Genomic DNA, 17,207 nt, shown 5'->3' with positions numbered 1-17,207 from the left:
ACCATGCCCAAGGCCACAACACGGTTCCTGCATCGCCTGCCCAACCTGCCACTGGCAGAGGCCTGGGAGGCCCTCGAAGCCGACGACCTGACCCAGGACGAACTGGTCGAAATCCCGCTGCTGGGGCAGGTCTCGGCGGGGATGCCCATCGAGGCCTGCCTGGAGGCCGGCAGCATCCACGTACCCTCGCGCATGGTGCGCCGCAACACCTACGCCCTGAAGGTCCGCGGTGACTCCATGATCGATTGCAACATCTTCGACGGGGATGTGATCATCATCGAACGGCAGGAGAGCGCCGAGAACGGCGAGACCGCCGTGGTGATGATCAACGACCAGGAGGTCACCCTGAAGAAGCTCTATATAGAGAAGTCGGGCGTGCGCCTGCAGCCGGCCAACGAGAGCATGGCCCCCATCTACCTGAAGAACAGCGACATCCAGGTGCTGGGACTGGTGATGGGCGTGGCGCGACGACCGGAGATGGCCGCCTGATGCGCTATGCGGTTCCCGATATCCCGGCGGGGCACTGGCGGGAAACGGCTCTCGAGGTCGAGCGCAGCCGTTTCATCACCTGGCTCTGCCTCGCCCCCGACATCACCGCCTTCGAGGCCCTGCTGGCCGAGGCCCGCCGCACCCACCCCAATGCCAGCCACCACTGCAGCGCCTTCATCGCCGGGCCACCCGGCGAGCAGGCCGCGATCGGCTTCTCCGATGACGGCGAGCCCGGCGGCACCGCCGGTCGCCCCATGTTCCAGGTACTCCAGGGCTCGGGGCTGGGCCAGGTGGGTTGCGTGGTCACCCGCTACTTCGGCGGCACCAAGCTCGGCACCGGCGGCCTGGCCCGCGCCTATGCCCAGGCCGTGGCCCAGGCACTGGAAACCCTCCCCCGCCGCGAGGTCATCGAACGCACCCCGCAACAGCTGAAGGTCGACTTCGCCGGCGAGGCCGAGGCCCGCGCCTGGCTGGCCGACCGCGACATCCCCGTGGAACAGGCCGACTACGGCGCCGATGGCGTGGTCCTGACCGTGGGCTGGCCCCGTGACACCGAACTCGACCTGGCCTCGCTGGAGGCCCGGCTGCGTGGACGGGTCCGCCTGGCCTCCCGGGACTAGCCCCGGATGGCGAAGCCCCCCAGCGCCACCTCGTAGGAGCGCTGGATATGATCATCCATCAGCTCCCTGGCCGACTCGATGTCACGCTCGAGCGCCAGTTCCACCAGCTCGCCGTGCTGTGCATCGAGCACACGCCGTACCTCGGGGGCCTCGGGCGCCATGCGCCGATAGCGATCGAACTGATCATGCAACTGCTCGATGAAGCGAAGTAGCCAGACCGAGCCGCAGGGTGCCACCAGGGTCCGATGGAAGCGGGCATGCAGTTGCTCCCACTCGTCGACCTTCTCCGGCGCCATGTCGGCACGCTTGAGACGGTGCGCCGCGGCGAGCAGTTCGGACTCCCATTCGGCATCACCGAAACGAATCGCACGTTCCAGCGCCATGCCCTCCAGCTCGCGCCGCATGCCCGAGATGTCATCGAGTTCCTCACGATCCAGGCTCGGCACCCGGAAGCCACGCTGGTTCTCCTGTATCAACAGCCCGTAGGCCGCCAGTCGGTTGAGCGCCTCTCGAAGCGGGCTCAACCCCACCGAGTAGCGCTCCTTCAGGGCACTGATGGCAACCTTTTCACCGGCCTCGAAGCGACCATTGACAAGGTCCTGGCGCAGGGTGTCGTAGATCCGGCTGGATGCGGTCATCCGCTCCTTCCGCTTGGGTATCGCCATGTTTCCTCCTCGACGGCCCACTCCGATTGCAGGCTTGACGCATCTTTCCGTGGCAACCTATAGTCTAGTTCAAATAATCGATTTTTTAATATCAAGACGACTAATGCACATAATATCCATTAGAGCTCCCCTCATCGACCTGACCAGGGTGACGCCATGAACCCCGCCGACAAGGCACCGCTAGGTGCTCTCTTCTGGGCCTTCACCCGGATCGGCCTGCTGGGTTTCGGTGGCGGCCCCGCCATGATACCGCTGGTCCAGCAGGAAGTGGTGAAGCGGCACGGCTGGCTGAACGACGAGGAGTTCGCCGACGTCCTCGCCATCGGCAATACGCTGCCGGGCCCCATCGCCACCAAGATGCCCGGCTATATCGGCTATCGGGTAGCGGGCCTTGGCGGCTGCGTGATCGCCGTGGGTGCCGTGATCCTGCCCATGATCGCGGCGATGATCGCCCTGCTGGGCATCTTCAGCCGTTATCGCGATGTCGCCTGGATCCAGGGCATGGGCCAGGCTGTGGTGCCGGTCGTCATGGTGATGATGGCCCAGCTGACCATGGACTTCTGGAACAAGTCACGGCTCGCCTTGGGCTGGGGGGCCAGCCTGGCCATGGCAGGCGTGGCAGGCGTGCTGATCTACCTGCTGGGCGTGCATCCCGGCTGGATCATCGGCGGCCTGCTGGCCGCCGCGCTGCTGCGACCGGCGCCGTCCGGCAAGGCGGCTACCCGATGATCTACTGGGAACTGTTCCTCGCCTTCTTCATCCCCAACATCATTGGCTACGGGGGTGGGCCGGCAATCATCCCGCTGATCGAAGCGGAGGTGGTCGGTCGCTATGGGTGGATGAATGCCCAGCAGTTCGCCGAGACCCTGGCGGTCGGCAATGCCCTGCCGAGCCCCATCGCCACCAAGATGGCCGGCTACGTGGGCTATGACGTGGCCGGCGCCGGTGGCGCCGTGGTCGCGGTATTCGCCACTGTGGTGCCGTCGCTGCTGCTGATGATCGGTGCCCTGGGCGTACTGTACCGCCATCGCGAATCCCCTCGCGTCAAGCGCATGAGCCAATGGGTCCGCCCGGTGATCGCGCTGATGATGGCCTGGCTGACGCTTGGCTTCTTTCTGGAAGGCGTCGGCGCTGCAGGCCTCTTCCATACCCTGCTGATCGCAGCCGCTGCGGCCGTCGCCCTGCTGCGCTTCCGGACCCACCCGGCCTTCGTCGTGATGGCCGCCCTGGCCTATGGAGGGCTGTTCCTCGGCTGAAGCGACCCCGGCAAAGAACAACAACCCCGCACAAGGGATCACGCGCTCACCCGTTGCCACCGACTTCAGGTGGCAATCACCACACCACCAACAACAAAGGTGTTCAGATATGACGCGTTCAGGATTGACCCTCACCCTCGCCGCCATCGGCCTTGCCACCGGCATGGCCATCGCCGGCAACGCCCAGGCCGACTACCCCGAGCAGGACGTCCGGCTGATCATCCCCTATGGCCCGGGCGGTGCCACTGACATCATCTTCCGCCTGGTCTCCCAGGAAGCGGAAAAGTCCCTCGGTGAATCCATCGTGCCGGTCAACATGGCCGGCGCCGGCGCGACACTCGGCTCTCGCAACGTCAAGGATGCCCGCCCCGATGGCTACACCCTGCTGGGCAGCCATGACACGATCGCCCTGTCCAAGCTCGCCGGCACCGTGGACTACTCCTATGATGCCTTCGAGCCGATCGCCCTGCTCACCCAGACCATCAACATTCCCGCTGCCCACGCCAACCACCCGGTACAGAGCGCCGCCGAGATCGCCGACTACGTGCGAGAGAATCCAGGCGAGGTGCGCTTCAGCATGATCCCGAGCTCCACCGATCACTTCTTCTGGGCCCAGTTCTTCGACGAAGCCGGCATCGACATGGCCGACATCCGCCTGGTCGGCTATCCCGACACCGGCGAACAGGTCTCGGCCCTGATGTCCGAGGAGATCGACTTCGCGATGTTCAACCTTCCCTCAGGCGGTGCCTTCTTCGAGGACGGGACCTTCCGCCCCCTGGGCGTGGCACACCCGGAGCGGCTCGACAGTCTGTCCGGGGTGGCGACACTGCGCGAACAGGGTATCGAGATGGACCACTCGACAAGCCGCGGGATCTTCGCGCCCAAGGGCACGCCCCAGGAGGTCAAGGACGCCATTGCCGACGCCTATGGCCAGGCACTGGAGAATGACGAGGTGCGCAGCCGCATCGAGAACGAATTCGGCTCGGTCATTCGCTTCCTATCCGGGGACGACTACCTCGAGTTCCTCGACGACAACGAGGCAGCACTGACCGCCGCCGCAGAGAACATCGACTTCCAGAACTGAAGCAGCGGCTGGCCGGCTGGTCCCACCGCGGGCCGGCTGGCCACCCTGGAGACCCATCATGCTGACGCTTACCAAGGATCGTGCTCTGGCACTGGCCATGCTGGTCATGGCAGGCATCATGCTGGCGGAGTCGAGCAACATCCGGCCACCCACCAGCTGGCAACCCTATGGCTCGGCTCTGTTTCCGCGCATCCTGCTGGTACTGATCTGCCTGCTGTCGCTCACGATCCTGGTCCGCTCGCTGCTGACTGGCACGCCCACAGGTGGTGCCCGACGCCGGTCATTCGGCGGGTGGCTGAGCCATAACCGCACGGTGCTGGGCCTGTTCGCCCTCTTCGGTGGCTACGCGGCGCTGCTTCCGCTGGTCGGCTACCTTGCTGCCACCCTGGCATTTCTGGTGACCTCGCTGGCGCTGCTGCTGGGAATCGACACGCGGAAGAAATGGGCCACCAACCTGATCATCAGCGGCACGCTGGTGCCTCTGGTCTACCTGGTCTTTCGTTTCGGCCTCAATGTCTGGCTGCCCTGACGCCCCGGAGTGAACATGGCTGACTTCTTTATCCAGGCACTCATCCAGGTCAGCACCCCTGCTGTCCTGGCACTGATCATCATCGGCGTCCTGTTCGGCATCATCGGTGGCAGCATCCCGGGCTTCACCGTGACCATGGCCATCCTGGTGGTCTTCCCCTTCACCTTCGCCATGGACCCGGTCAGCGGCGTCTCGCTGATGGTCGGGGTATTCGTCGGGGGCTACTCGGGCGGGATCGTCTCGGGCGTGATGCTGGGCATTCCGGGCACGCCCTCGTCGATCACCACGGTCTACGACGGCTACCCCATGGCGCAGAAGGGCGAGCCGGGGCGTGCACTCGGCATCGGTGTCGCCGCCTCCTTTCTCGGCACCTTGATCAGCGTCGCCGTCCTGGTGTTCTTCGGCCCGCTCATCGCCAGCTTCAGCATGAATTTCCGCCCCTGGGAAATCACTGCCCTGATCGTCTTTGCCCTGACACTCGTGGCCGGCCTCTCCAACGGCGCCCTGCTCAAGGGCCTGCTGGCCGCCGTACTGGGCCTGCTGATCACCACCGTGGGCTACGATCGCAACAGCAACCTGCGCTTCGATTTCGGCCTCCCGGCGCTGAGCTCGGGCTTCGAGATCCTGCCGGTGATGATCGGCATCTTCGCCTTCTCCCAACTGATGGGCAACCTCGAGAAGCTACGCGACAACGGGGGCAGCGATGGGCAGGGGGTCGATACCGGCGTGGCCATCCCCTACCGCCAGATCGTCAGGGACATGGCCGGGCAGAAGCTCAACACGCTGCGCTCGTCGTTGATCGGCAGCCTGGTCGGCGCCCTGCCGGGCACCGGAGGAACCGTGGCCAATTTCATCAGCTATGACCAGGCCAAGAAGTTCTCGCGACATCCCGAACGGTTCGGCACCGGCACCCCGGACGGGATCGTTGCCTCGGAGTCATCGAACAGCGCCGTTGCCGGTGGCGCCTTCATCCCGACCCTCGCCCTGGGGATTCCCGGCGACCTGCCCATGGCGATCATGATGGGAGTGCTGATTCTGCACGGCATCACGCCGGGGCCCTTGATGTTCGAGCAGAACCCCGTGCTGGTGGGTGCCATCTATGCCAGCCTGCTGATCGGTGCCGTGATCATGGTGACCTGCCAGCTGCTGCTGGTGCGATGGTTCGCCAAGATATCGCTGATCCCCCAGCAGATCCTGGTGCCAGTGGTGTTGATGCTGTGCGCGATCGGCTCCTATGCATTGAACAACAACCTGTTCGACATCTGGGTGCTCTTCGCCTTCGGCATCCTGGGCTACCTGCTGTGGAAGGCCGGGGTACCACTTACGCCGCTGATCCTCGGCGTCGTCCTGGGCAACAACCTCGAGCGCCAGCTCTTCCGAGCCCTCGAGCTCGACAGCAGCTGGCTGACCTTCCTTACTCGCCCATTGTCAGCGCTGTTCCTGGCCCTGGCAGTGGTGTCGGTCATCTTCTCTCTGTACCAGAACCGCAAGATCCAACGAAACCAGCTCAAGGCTCGAGGCAGTGATGCCTGAGCCGGGAAAGGAGTCAATCGATGCAGCATGATGCCCGTTACTATCCAAGCCCCTCGCGACGCATGGCCAGCTTCGGCAGTCGCGGGATGGTTGCCACCTCCCAGCCCCTGGGGGCTCAGGTCGGCATGCAGATCCTGCAGCGGGGCGGCAATGCCGTGGATGCGGCGATCGCGACGGCCGCTGCCCTGACCGTGGTGGAGCCGACCTCCAACGGTATCGGCAGCGATGTCTTCGCCATCGTCTGGGTCGATGGGGAGATGCATGGCCTCAACGCCAGTGGACCCGCTCCCCGGGCCGCGACACCGGAAGCCATCAAGGCGCTGGGCCATGAGCGCGTTCCCGAGCATGGCTTGCTTCCGGTCACCGTGCCGGGTGCACCGGCTTCCTGGGCAGCGCTCTCCGAGCGCTTCGGCAAGCTGCCGTTTGCCGACTTGCTGGCACCGGCGATTGCCCTGGCCGAGGATGGCTTCCCGGTCTCGCCGATCGTCAACCAGATGTGGGAGGACGCCTTCGACAGCTACAGCGGCTATGACGATCCGGCCTTCCTGCCCTGGTTCGAGACTTTCGCCCCGAACGGACATGCCCCGCGCCCCGGGGAGCGCTGGGCCTCACCGGGACACGCCAGCACGCTGCGAGCGATTGCCGAGACCCGGGCACGCGCCTTCTACGAGGGGGAGCTGGCCGATCGCATCGATGCCTTCTCCCGCGAGCATGGCGGCCTGTTGCGCAAGGAGGACCTTGCCGCCTTTCAGCCCGAGTGGGTCGATCCCATCAGCACCCGCTACCGCGGCCACGACATCTGGGAAATTCCCCCCAACGGAAGCGGCCTGATTGCCCTCCAGGCACTGGGGGTGCTCGACCGCATGGGCGAGGAGGTGCGCGACCCCGTCGAGACCCTGCATCGCCGCATCGAAGCCACCAAGCTGGGCTATGTGGATGGCCTGCGCTATGTCACTGAGCGGGACGCCATGGGGCCGAGCGTCGAGCAGCTGCTCTCCGACGACTACCTCAAGGCCCGCGCCGGCCTGATCGGCGACACCGCACTGGACCCCGTGCACGGCAATCCGATCATGGGCGGCACCGTCTACCTGGCCACCGCTGATGGTGACGGCAACATGGTGTCGTTCATCCAGAGCAACTTCAAAGGCTTCGGCTCGGGGATCGTGGTCCCCGGCACCGGCATCAGCCTGCAGAACCGTGGCTGGTCATTCTCGCTGGACCCCGAGCACGCCAACGTCCTGGCACCGGGCAAGCGTACCTACCACACCATCATCCCCGGCTTCATCACCAGGAATGGTCAGGCAATCGGCCCCTTCGGGGTCATGGGGGGCTTCATGCAGCCCCAGGGGCACGTGCAGGTGATCACCGCCATGCTGGATGACCACCTCAACCCCCAGGCTGCCCTCGACATGCCTCGCTGGAAGTGGACCCAGGGCAGGACCATCGAGGTCGAGCCGCACTTCCCGGATCACCTCGCCCAGGCACTGGCACGTCGCGGCCACCGGATCGTCAAGATGGCCGACTCACTGAGTTTCGGCCGCGGCCAGGTCATCCTGCGTGACGCCGACACCGGCGTGCTGTGTGGCGGCACCGAACCGCGCACCGACGCGGCCGTTCTACCCTGGTAGTCCAGGGTACCGGGCATGCGCATGGCGCATGCCAACCACAACAAGGAGATACAAGATGCCGACTCTGCGGAAGATCAAACAAGACGCCTCGAGCCATCCAGTTACTGCCCCCTGGAAGCTGGCCGCCGCGGCCCTGGCCGGGGCCTCGCTGACGATGGGAGGCCTGGCGACCTCCGCCCTGGCCGACGAGTACCCGGAAGAGCCCATCGAGTTCATCGTGCCCTGGTCACCCGGCGGCGGCAGCGACACCCTGATGCGAATCGTCTCGAACCATATCGAGCCCCACCTGGGCCAACCCATGCCGGTAATCAACATGCCCGGCGTGAGCGGCACGGTGGGTCTTGCCGACCTCGCTGAACGCAAGGCCGATGGCTATACCGTGGGCCAGGTTCACGACGGCTTCCTGGTGTCGCACTACACCGGCCTGACCCCGTACAACTGGGATGACTTCGAGACGATCGCGGCGATCACCGCCTCGCCCCAGTACATCACGGTGAACGCCGATCGCGGCTGGGAGACCTTCGAGGACTTCGTCGAGTATGCCCGCGAGAATCCCGGCGAGATACGGTTCGGCGTGACCCTCGGCGGCGTTCCGCACCTCCATGGCGCCATGATCGAGGAAGCCGAGGAACTCTCGTTCCGCTACGTGGGCTTCGAGGGTACCGGGGAGCGTATCCGCGCCCTGGTCGGTGGCCACATCGATGCGGCCATGGGCGACATCGCCTCCAGCAACCAGTTTGTCGAAAACGGTGACCTGCGCTTCCTGGCCGTGGGGCACACCGAACGCATGAAGCAGACCCCCGATGTCCCGACCCTGAAGGAACTGGGCTACGACAACCTGAACCTGTCGATCCTGCGCGGCCTGATCGCCCCTGCAGGCACCCCCCAGGAGCGCGTGGAGGTGCTGGCCAGTGCCGTGGAAGCCATGGCCGCCGAGGAGGCCTTCGTGACGACCGTCAACAACGCCGGTGCAGAGGTCCAGTTCATGGGTCCCGAGGAGTACCGTCGCCATCTCGAGACCCTCGACGGTACCGTGGAACGCCTCTCAGGAAATCTGCAACAATGACCGATACCCCCCGCCAACCCCGGTCGCCTGGCGACCGGGTCCATTCCGGAGACGCCAGGGCCAAGGCCCTGGGGCATGTGGTCTTCAATGGCCTCCTGGCGCTCCTTTTCACCTTGATGTTCGTACGTGCGGGCGACCTCCCGTCCTCGATGTGGGAGCCCATGGGGTCCGGCACCTTTCCGCGACTGATCCTGGGTGTATTGCTGCTGTTCAACCTCACCATCATCATCCAGGAGTTGCGTCGCTACCTGGGCTGTCGCTCCATCGAACCGCACGCCGTTCGCGGCTGGCTGTGGCAGCACCGGCTGGCCTTCAGTGTGCTTGGCCTGTTCGCCCTCTTCACCCTGGCCGTTCCAGTGATCGGCTTCCGCTGGGCCAGCTTCCCCTTTCTCGTCGCCAGCCAGTGCCTGCTGGGTGCACGCCGACCAAAGGCAGTGTTGATCGCGCTGGTCGTGGCTCTGGTGATGTCGTTCGGGCTCGATGCCCTGTTCCGCCACGTGTTCACCATCTCGCTGCCACGCGGCATGTGGGGCTGAGCCTTCGCCTTCTCGAGGACACCGTTTCAGGAGCCAGACCATGATGGAAGCCATCCTGTCCGGGGCAGATCAGCTGTTCAACCTGCCTACAATGCTGACCATGGTGATTGGCGTGACAGCAGGGGTCATCGCCGCTGCCATCCCGGGCTTCACTATCACCATGGCAATCGTGCTGACATTGCCCCTGACCTTTACCATGCCTCCCCTGCAGGGTGTGGCAACCATGCTGGCGGTCTACATCGGAGGCTACACCGGTGGCATGATCAGCGCCGCACTTCTCGGCATTCCCGGTACCCCCTCCGCCGTCGCGACGACCTTCGATGCCTTCCCCATGGCCCGCAACGGCGAACCCGGCAGGGCGCTGGCCATCGGCATCTGGGCATCCTTCTTCGGTACCCTGATCAGCTCCATTGTGCTGATCATCGCCGCTCCTCCCCTGGCCATGATCGCCGTCAAACTGGGCGCCTGGGAGTACTTCTCGCTGGTCATCTTCGCCCTGACGATCGTTGCCAGCCTGGTGGGCCGCTCGATGATCCGCGGCCTGATGGCCGGCCTGATGGGTCTGCTGATCGCCACGGTCGGCGCCGACCCGCTGATGGGCGTGACCCGCTTCACCTTCGATCTGCGAGTGCTGTCGGCGGGCATACCCTTCCTGGTGGTGTTGATCGGGATCTTCGCCGTCAGCCAGTTGCTGCGTGAAGTCGAGAATCCCGAACAGATCAAGCAGGGCAAGGCATTGATCTCCTCGCACATCGAGTTCAGACCCCTGGCGGCCCTGCGGGAAGTCGTGATGAACCCCGTCAACCTGATCCGCTCGTCGCTGGTTGGTGTCTTCATCGGTGCCGTACCCGGGGCCGGCGGCAGTATCGCCAACCTGCTCGCCTACGATCAGGCCAAGCGCGGCTCGCGGAACCCGGAAGCCTTCGGGAAGGGATCAAGCGAAGGGGTGATTGCCTCGGAATCGGGCAACTCGGCCACCTCCGGCGGCGGCCTGATCCCCATGATCGCCCTCGGCATACCCGGCAGTGCCGTCGATGCCGTGCTGATGGCTGCCCTGATGGTGCATGGCATCGGCGTGGGCCCACGCCTCATCATGGACCATGCCGATACGGTGTACGGCATGTTCATGGCCATGTTCCTGGCCGGCGCCATGATGCTCCTGGTGTGCCTGCTCAGCATGCGACTGTTCCTCAAGGTCACCAACGTGCCGAAGTCGATCATCGTGCCCGTGGTCCTGACCTGCTGCCTGGTGGGCGCCTTCACCCTGAACAACCGGGTCACGGATATCTACCTGCTGCTGGGGATCGGCGTATTCGGCTACCTCCTGGCCAAGCTCGACTATCCCCTGGCGCCGCTGGTCCTGGGGGTGATCCTCGGCCCCATCGCCGAGACCAACCTGCGCCGGGCGCTGATGACCAATGAAGACTGGACACTGTTCTTCACTCGTCCGATATCTCTGGTACTGCTGACCCTGGCAGCGCTCTCCATCATCCTGGCCATACGCTATCGCCTCAAACATCGGCAAGGGACCGCGGCCCTCGAATAGCGATGCCCGGCTCGCGATGACGGACGGCGCCCGAATGGGCGCCGTCCGTCATTGGAACGTCCCCTCGTGCTGCACCAGCAGGTCGCCACAGCGCGCACACCGGCTCCACCCTGGTGCGATACGGATGCGTGACCCTGCCGAGCGATACCGATGCAGGGGAGATAAATCTTTTAAAGCAAGGAAAATCGATTATCTGGCATGCCGCTTGCTACTTGATGGGTGTCAAGGATGTTTCTCCAACCCATCACGAAAGGTAAAGTCATGTCTCTGTCACGTCGCAAGTTCCTCACCACGGCCGCGGCCTCCTCCACCGCGGGACTGATCCTCGCCGCGCCGGCCATTGCCACTGCCCAGTCTCCCCGGACCTTCAACTGGCGCATGACCAATGCCTACGGACCGGGCTCCCCCTTCTATGTCGAGGGTCCCGGCAGTCCTACGGACATGATCAAGAAGATCCACACCATGTCGGGCGGCCGACTGAACATCCAGCACTTCGCCGCCGGGGAGCTGATTCCGGCCTTCGAGGGCTTCGAGGCCGTGCAGTCCGGCACCATCGAGATGAATGCCGCAAACAGCTACTTCTGGTCCGGCACCACCTTCGCCGCCCAGTACTTCACCACGGTGCCGTTCGGCATGAGCTACATGGGCCATATGGCCTGGCTGTTCCATGGCGGCGGCCTGGAACTGTGGCAGGAGGTCTACGAGCCCTATGGTCTGGTGGCACTGCCACTCAACAACACCGGCGTGCAGATGACCGGCTGGTTCCGCGAACCGATCGAGGACGTCAACCAGCTCAATGGCCTGCGCATGAGGATCCCCGGCCTGGCCGGCAAGGTCTACGCCGCGCTTGGCGTCGATGCCCGCGTCCTGCCGGGCGGCGAGATCTTCCCCGCCCTGGAGCGCGGCGTGATCGATGCCGCAGAGTTCGTCGGCCCCTATCAGGACCGACGCCTGGGCCTGCAGAACGCCGCCAGGTACTACCACACCACCGGCTGGCATGAGCCCGCCACGACCGGGGAACTGCTGATCTCCAGATCCCACTGGGACAGCCTGCCGGATGACCTGAAGATGATCGTCCGCACGGCCTGCATGGCCTCCTGCCTCGACAGCCTGGCCTGGTCGGAAGCGGTGAATGGTGAGGCCCTGACCGATCTGGTGGAGAACCACGGGGTCATCGCTCGGGTCCTGCCCGACACGGTGGTGAGCGCACTGCGTGAAGCGACGCTCGACACCCTGGCCACGGAAGCCAATGCGGACCCGCTGGTGCGCCGGGTTCACGACAGCTACATGGCGTTCAAGGCCAACCACGACCGCTGGGCCGACATCAGTGAAGGACCCTGGCATGCATCGATCCTGGGAGCCTGAGATGAAAGCCGTGGAACGCGTGGTCCACGGGCTCGAGGCGGTTGTCCGGCTGTCCGGCTGGATGGCCGCCTGGGTCTGCGTGGTCCTTGTCCTGCTGGTGACCGGGGACGTGGTCATGCGCTACCTGTTCCGGATCGGTGCCGTGTGGCTTCAGGAACTGCAGTGGCACCTGATCTCGCCCATTGCGCTATTCGGCATGTCCTTCGCCCTCTACTCCGGGGAGCAGGTACGCGTGGACGTGTTCTACGAGCGCTTCCCCGATGCGCTGAAACGCACCATCGAGGTGACCGGAGGCTTGCTGCTGCTGGGCATCGCGCTCTATGCCGCCTGGTTGACCCTGCCTTGGCTGAGCCAGTCATGGTTGCGCAACGAGGGATCACCCAATCCCGGCGGGCTGCCATGGCGCTGGGCCCTGAAGGCCTTCCTCCCGCTCGGATTCCTGCTGCTTGCCCTGCAGAGCCTGGCGCATGTGCTCCGTCACGCCTTTGCCCTTCCCTCAGGAGGTGAATGACCGATGTCTCCCAACGAGTGGCTTGCGATCGCCATGATCGGGGCCTTTTTCGTGCTGCTGCTGATCGGACTGCCGGTGGGAATCGCCATCGCCAGCAGCGCCTTCTTCTTCGGCTACCTGGGCTTTGGTCCGGCGCTCTTCAACCTGCTGCCTTCCCGCATCTTCGGCGTGGTGACCAACTACACCTTCATGGCCATTCCCCTGTTCGTGTTCATGGGAGTGATGCTGGAGAAGTCACGGCTCGCCGAGGAACTGATCGACGTGGTCGGCCACCTGTTCGGCGGCGTGCCGGGGGGCATGGGAGTCGCCATCATCGCCGTCGGCGTGCTGCTCGGCGCGGCCACCGGCATCGTCGGCGCGACTATCGTCACACTGGGGCTGCTGACGCTGCCGCCCCTGCTGCGACGCGGCTACCCCAAGCCGCTGGCCACGGGGATGATCTGTGCGTCGGGCACGCTGGGACAGATCATCCCTCCCAGCCTGGTCCTGATCCTGCTGGCCGAGATCCTCGGGGAATCGGTCGGCACCATGTTCGCGGCCGCGATGGTACCGGGCCTGACCCTCGCTGCGGTGTACCTCATCGCCATTCTCGTGCTGGCCGCACTGCGTCCGGGCCTGATGCCGCCGATCCCGCTGGAGGAGCGAACGGCGATGCCGCGTGCCGAACTGCTGAGCAAGGTGGTCCTGGTGGTAGGCCCGCCCGTAGGCCTGGTGATCGCCGTGCTGGGATCAATCATCGGCGGCATCGCCGCTCCCACCGAAGCCGCGGGCATGGGGGCCATCGGTGCCCTGCTGTTCGTCGGCCTCTCCGGCCGTCTGAACTTGGCGCTGCTCATGGCGGTGGCCAAGTCGACGCTGCTGATCTCGGCCATGGTGTTCTTCATCCTGATCTGTGCCCAGGTGTTTGGCCTGGCCTTCCGGGGACTCGGCGGCGAGCACCTGGTGGCACGGATGTTCGAGTGGGTCCCCGGCGGCGAGACCGGCACCCTGCTCTTCATGCTGCTGCTGATGTTCGTTCTCGGCTTCTTCCTCGAATGGATCGAGATCACCTATATCGCACTCCCCCTGTTCCTGCCGTTCTTCGTGCAGATGGGAGTGGACATGGTATGGCTGGGAATCCTGGTGGGCCTGATCCTGCAGACCTCGTTTCTGACCCCACCCTTCGGGTGGTCGCTGTTCTTCCTCAAGGGCGTGGCCCCCGATGATGTCTCCACGCTCGATATCTACAAGGGGGCGCTGCCCTTCATCGCCCTGCAGTTCATGGCAGTGGCCCTGGTGTTTGCCTTTCCCTCGATTGCCACCTGGCTGCCCGACGCGATCGGCTGGTAGGGAAGGGACACCACGACGCCCGCTGGTGACAATACCGCCAGCACCATCGCTTTCATTCCCATGAAGAGGCATGCCTGATGATCCATACCCGACGCAGTTACGGCGGCATGTGTGTCGCCCCACACCACCTGGCGGCGGAGGCCGGTCGCGATGTGCTCAGGGCCGGCGGCAACGCCGTGGAGGCCATGGTCGCCGCTGCCGCCACCATTGCCGTGGCCTACCCTCACATGAATGCCATCGGCGGCGACGGCTTCTGGCTGATCCACGAACCCGGACAACCGCCGGTGGCGATCGACGCCTGTGGCGCCGCGGCCGGGCTCGCCACGCCAGCCTTCTACCGGGGGCATGACACCATACCCGAGCGCGGGCCCGAGGCGGCCCTGACCATGGCCGGGACCGTGGGAGGGTGGGACGAGGCCCTGAAGCTTGCCGGTCGCTGGGGCTCGGCCGTGCCGTTGCCCGACCTGCTGGCCGACGCCATTCGCCATGCCCGGGAGGGCGTGGCCGTCTCCAGGAGCCAACAGCAGCTCACCGCCAGGCATCAGGCTCGCCTGTCGCAGAGCCCCGGTTTCAACGAGACATTCCTGATCGATGGCCAGGCACCCCACGAGGGGGAGCGGCTGCGCCAGCCACGCCTCGCCGTGACCCTCGAGCGCCTCGCCTCGGCGGGCCTCGCTGACTTCTATCGCGGCGAGCTGGCCGCCAGCATGGCACATGACCTGGATGCCGTCGGCAGCCCGCTGCGCCGGGACGACTTCAGCGGTTACCGTGCCCGGCAAGTCACGCCACTCGAGGTCAGTCTCGCGGACGTCACTCTGTATAACCTGCCGGCGCCGACCCAGGGTGTCGCCTCGCTGATGATCCTCGCGCTCTATGAACGGTTGAGGGTTGCCGAGGGCGAGCGCGTGGAGCACATCCACGGCCTCATCGAAGCGACCAAGCGGTCCTTCCTCCTGCGCGACCGACACGTGACTGACCCCGAGCGCCTGCCCGAGCCGCTCCAGGGCCTGCTGGATGCCGCGCTCCTGGACCGCGAAGCCGCCCGGATCGACATGCACAAGGCCCTGCCATGGCCCCATGAGCCGGCGCCGGGGGATACCATCTGGATGGGCACCGTGGACCGCCAGGGGCGGGCGGTAAGCTTCATCCAGAGCATCTACTGGGAGTTCGGCAGCGGGCTGGTGCTCCCGGAAAGTGGTGTGCTGTGGCAGAATCGCGGCATCAGTTTCTCCCTGGATACCGACTCCCTCCGCGGGCTGGGCCCGGGACGCAAGCCGTTCCATACCCTCAACCCGGCGCTGGCGCGCTTTCATGACGGGCGAACCCTGGTGTACGGCACCATGGGCGGCGAGGGCCAGCCCCAGACACAGGCGGCGGTGTTCTCGCGGTATGCCTTCCACGGAATGCCGCTCCAGGCTGCGGTCAGTGCACCTCGCTGGCTGCTGGGCCGTACCTGGGGCGAGAGCAGCACCAACCTCAAGCTGGAGTCACGCTTTCCCGAACGCACCGTGGCCGCGCTGCGCGCGGCGGGGCACGATGTGGAGGTGCTCCCGGAGGCCTACAGCGACACCATGGGCCATGCCGGGGGTATCGTGCATCACCCGGACGGCCTGATCGAAGGGGCCCACGACCCGCGCAGCGACGGCGGCGCCGCCGGCTGCTGACGGCACTCCACGAAGAAGGGCGCCCCAAGGGGCGCCCTTCTTCGTGTCAGCAAGCCCGTGGCTCACGCCAGGTACTTGATCATCACCCCGGCGGCCACCGCCGAGCCGATCACCCCGGCCACGTTGGGGCCCATGGCGTGCATCAGCAGGAAGTTGTGCGGGTTCGACTCCAGCCCCACCTTGTTGGCGACGCGGGCCGCCATGGGTACCGCCGAGACCCCGGCGGCCCCGATCAGCGGGTTGATCGGCATCTTGCTCACCACGTTCATCAGCTTGGCCATCAGCACGCCGGCGGCAGTGCCGATGGCGAAGGCCACGATGCCCAGCCCCATGATGCCCAGGGTCTCCACCGCCAGGAAGCTCTCGGCCATCAGCTTGGAGCCCACGGCCAGGCCCAGCACGATGGTGACGATGTTGATCAGGGCGTTCTGGGCGGTGTCGGTGAGGCGCTCCACCACGCCGCACTCGCGCATCAGGTTGCCGAAGCAGAACATGCCGAGCAGCGGCGAGGCGTCCGGCAGGAACAGTGCCACCAGCACCAGCAGGGCCAGCGGAAACACGATCTTCTCGAGCTTCGACACCGGGCGCAGCTGGGTCATGGCGATCTCGCGCTCGCGCCGCGAGGTCAGGAGCTTCATGATCGGCGGCTGGATCATCGGCACCAGGGCCATGTAGGCATAGGCCGCCACGGCGATGGCGCCCAGCAGTTCCGGGGCCAGCACGCTCGACACGTAGATCGAGGTGGGACCGTCGGCACCGCCGATGATACCGATGGCGGCGGCCTGGTTGAGCGAGAAGTCCATCCAGCCCATGGCCGACATGCCCACCGCACCGAACAGGGTGGCGAAGATGCCGAACTGTGCAGCGGCGCCGAGGAACAGCGTGCGCGGGTTGGCCAGCAGCGGGCCGAAGTCGGTCATCGCGCCCACGCCCATGAAGATCAGCAGCGGGGCGATGCCCGAAGCCACGGCCACCGAGTAGAAGACGTAGAGCAGGCCATCGCCATAGCCGACGTTGACCGCCACGTCCTTGGCCGCACGCAGCTGGTCCGGCGAGACACCGTTATCGACCACCGCCTTGAGCGTCTCGCGCCAGGCCGCCTCGCCGGCCAGCGGGTCGAGGGTGGCACCCAGCGCCGCGGCGATCTGCTGCAGCACCGCCGGGCGCGCCACCTCGATGGCCTGGTCCAGCGCCGAGATGGCCAGCCCCGCCTCGGGAATGTTGGCGAGAATGCCGCCGAAGCCGATCGGCACCAGGAGCAGCGGTTCGAAGCGCTTGTGGATGGCGAGATAGAGCAGTACCAGGCCGACGACGATCATCACGGCCTGCCCCGGGGTCAGGTTGTAGGCCCCCGAGCCCTCCCATAGCGTCAGTAGCTTGTCCATG

The 17,207-nt window shown here is 65.6% G+C and carries 17 protein-coding genes; 15 read left to right on the top strand and 2 right to left on the bottom strand.

The window, feature by feature from the left end; all coding sequences use genetic code 11:
* Positions 1–3 precede the first annotated feature (3 nt).
* Positions 4–489, top strand: a complete 486-nt coding sequence (gene lexA, locus ACOMD9_RS03150; protein ID WP_421412099.1) for a transcriptional repressor LexA — start codon at positions 4–6, stop codon at positions 487–489.
* Positions 489–1,109, top strand: a complete 621-nt coding sequence (locus ACOMD9_RS03145) for an IMPACT family protein (RefSeq protein ID WP_421412098.1) — start codon at positions 489–491, stop codon at positions 1,107–1,109. Before lexA ends, ACOMD9_RS03145 begins: the two co-directional genes overlap by 1 nt.
* On the opposite strand, the gene ACOMD9_RS03140 is transcribed toward ACOMD9_RS03145, so the two are convergent.
* Positions 1,106–1,774, bottom strand: coding sequence for a GntR family transcriptional regulator (locus ACOMD9_RS03140; protein ID WP_421412097.1), 669 nt, complete (start codon positions 1,772–1,774; stop codon positions 1,106–1,108). The genes ACOMD9_RS03145 and ACOMD9_RS03140 overlap by 4 nt on opposite strands.
* A 156-nt stretch (positions 1,775–1,930) precedes the next feature.
* Here ACOMD9_RS03140 and ACOMD9_RS03135 point away from each other — a divergent pair, with 156 nt between their 5' ends.
* The 13 genes from ACOMD9_RS03135 to ACOMD9_RS03075 all read left to right on the top strand — a co-directional run bounded on the left by ACOMD9_RS03135 (position 1,931) and on the right by ACOMD9_RS03075 (position 15,821).
* Complete coding sequence (locus ACOMD9_RS03135; protein ID WP_421412096.1) at positions 1,931–2,503, top strand: chromate transporter; 573 nt, start codon at positions 1,931–1,933, stop codon at positions 2,501–2,503.
* Positions 2,500–3,030, top strand: a complete 531-nt coding sequence (locus tag ACOMD9_RS03130; RefSeq protein WP_421412095.1) for a chromate transporter — start codon at positions 2,500–2,502, stop codon at positions 3,028–3,030. Before ACOMD9_RS03135 ends, ACOMD9_RS03130 begins: the two co-directional genes overlap by 4 nt.
* Positions 3,031–3,139: 109 nt before the next feature.
* Entirely contained in the window at positions 3,140–4,114 is a 975-nt protein-coding gene (locus ACOMD9_RS03125; RefSeq protein WP_421412094.1) for a Bug family tripartite tricarboxylate transporter substrate binding protein, read from the top strand.
* Between the two features lie 58 nt (positions 4,115–4,172).
* Positions 4,173–4,643: a tripartite tricarboxylate transporter TctB family protein gene (locus ACOMD9_RS03120; protein WP_421412093.1), complete on the top strand. Its 471-nt coding sequence runs from the start codon at positions 4,173–4,175 to the stop codon at positions 4,641–4,643.
* A gap of 15 nt (positions 4,644–4,658) precedes the next feature.
* The gene (locus ACOMD9_RS03115) at positions 4,659–6,176 is read left to right on the top strand and encodes a tripartite tricarboxylate transporter permease (RefSeq protein WP_421412092.1); all 1,518 of its coding nucleotides are present in this window, start codon (positions 4,659–4,661) and stop codon (positions 6,174–6,176) included.
* A 20-nt stretch (positions 6,177–6,196) separates the two neighbouring features.
* Positions 6,197–7,804, top strand: coding sequence for a gamma-glutamyltransferase family protein (locus ACOMD9_RS03110; protein ID WP_421412091.1), 1,608 nt, complete (start codon positions 6,197–6,199; stop codon positions 7,802–7,804).
* A 55-nt stretch (positions 7,805–7,859) separates the two neighbouring features.
* On the top strand, positions 7,860–8,870 hold the full coding sequence (locus tag ACOMD9_RS03105; protein ID WP_421412090.1) for a Bug family tripartite tricarboxylate transporter substrate binding protein: 1,011 nt from the start codon (positions 7,860–7,862) through the stop codon (positions 8,868–8,870).
* On the top strand, positions 8,867–9,406 hold the full coding sequence (locus ACOMD9_RS03100; RefSeq protein ID WP_421412089.1) for a tripartite tricarboxylate transporter TctB family protein: 540 nt from the start codon (positions 8,867–8,869) through the stop codon (positions 9,404–9,406). The genes ACOMD9_RS03105 and ACOMD9_RS03100 overlap by 4 nt, the downstream gene beginning before the upstream one ends.
* Positions 9,407–9,446: 40 nt before the next feature.
* On the top strand, positions 9,447–10,952 hold the full coding sequence (locus ACOMD9_RS03095) for a tripartite tricarboxylate transporter permease (protein WP_421412088.1): 1,506 nt from the start codon (positions 9,447–9,449) through the stop codon (positions 10,950–10,952).
* A 261-nt stretch (positions 10,953–11,213) separates the two neighbouring features.
* Positions 11,214–12,317 (top strand): TRAP transporter substrate-binding protein, encoded by a 1,104-nt coding sequence (locus tag ACOMD9_RS03090; RefSeq protein WP_421412087.1) that lies wholly within the window; start codon positions 11,214–11,216, stop codon positions 12,315–12,317.
* 1 nt (position 12,318) lies between these two features.
* The gene (locus tag ACOMD9_RS03085) at positions 12,319–12,828 is read left to right on the top strand and encodes a TRAP transporter small permease subunit (protein ID WP_421412086.1); all 510 of its coding nucleotides are present in this window, start codon (positions 12,319–12,321) and stop codon (positions 12,826–12,828) included.
* 3 nt (positions 12,829–12,831) lie between these two features.
* Complete coding sequence (locus tag ACOMD9_RS03080; protein WP_421412085.1) at positions 12,832–14,157, top strand: TRAP transporter large permease; 1,326 nt, start codon at positions 12,832–12,834, stop codon at positions 14,155–14,157.
* A gap of 77 nt (positions 14,158–14,234) precedes the next feature.
* Positions 14,235–15,821 carry a gamma-glutamyltransferase family protein gene (locus ACOMD9_RS03075; protein ID WP_421412084.1) on the top strand — a complete coding sequence of 529 codons (1,587 nt, stop codon included), beginning with the start codon at positions 14,235–14,237 and terminating at the stop codon, positions 15,819–15,821.
* Between the two features lie 62 nt (positions 15,822–15,883).
* Here ACOMD9_RS03075 and ACOMD9_RS03070 read toward each other — a convergent pair whose 3' ends face one another.
* The gene (locus ACOMD9_RS03070; protein ID WP_421412083.1) at positions 15,884–17,206 is read right to left on the bottom strand and encodes a sodium ion-translocating decarboxylase subunit beta; all 1,323 of its coding nucleotides are present in this window, start codon (positions 17,204–17,206) and stop codon (positions 15,884–15,886) included.
* Position 17,207: the final 1 nt, after the last annotated feature.

The organism is Halomonas terrestris (assembly GCF_049166755.1).
Lineage (GTDB): Bacteria > Pseudomonadota > Gammaproteobacteria > Pseudomonadales > Halomonadaceae > Halomonas.
This window is presented reverse-complemented; position numbering and strand designations above follow the sequence as displayed.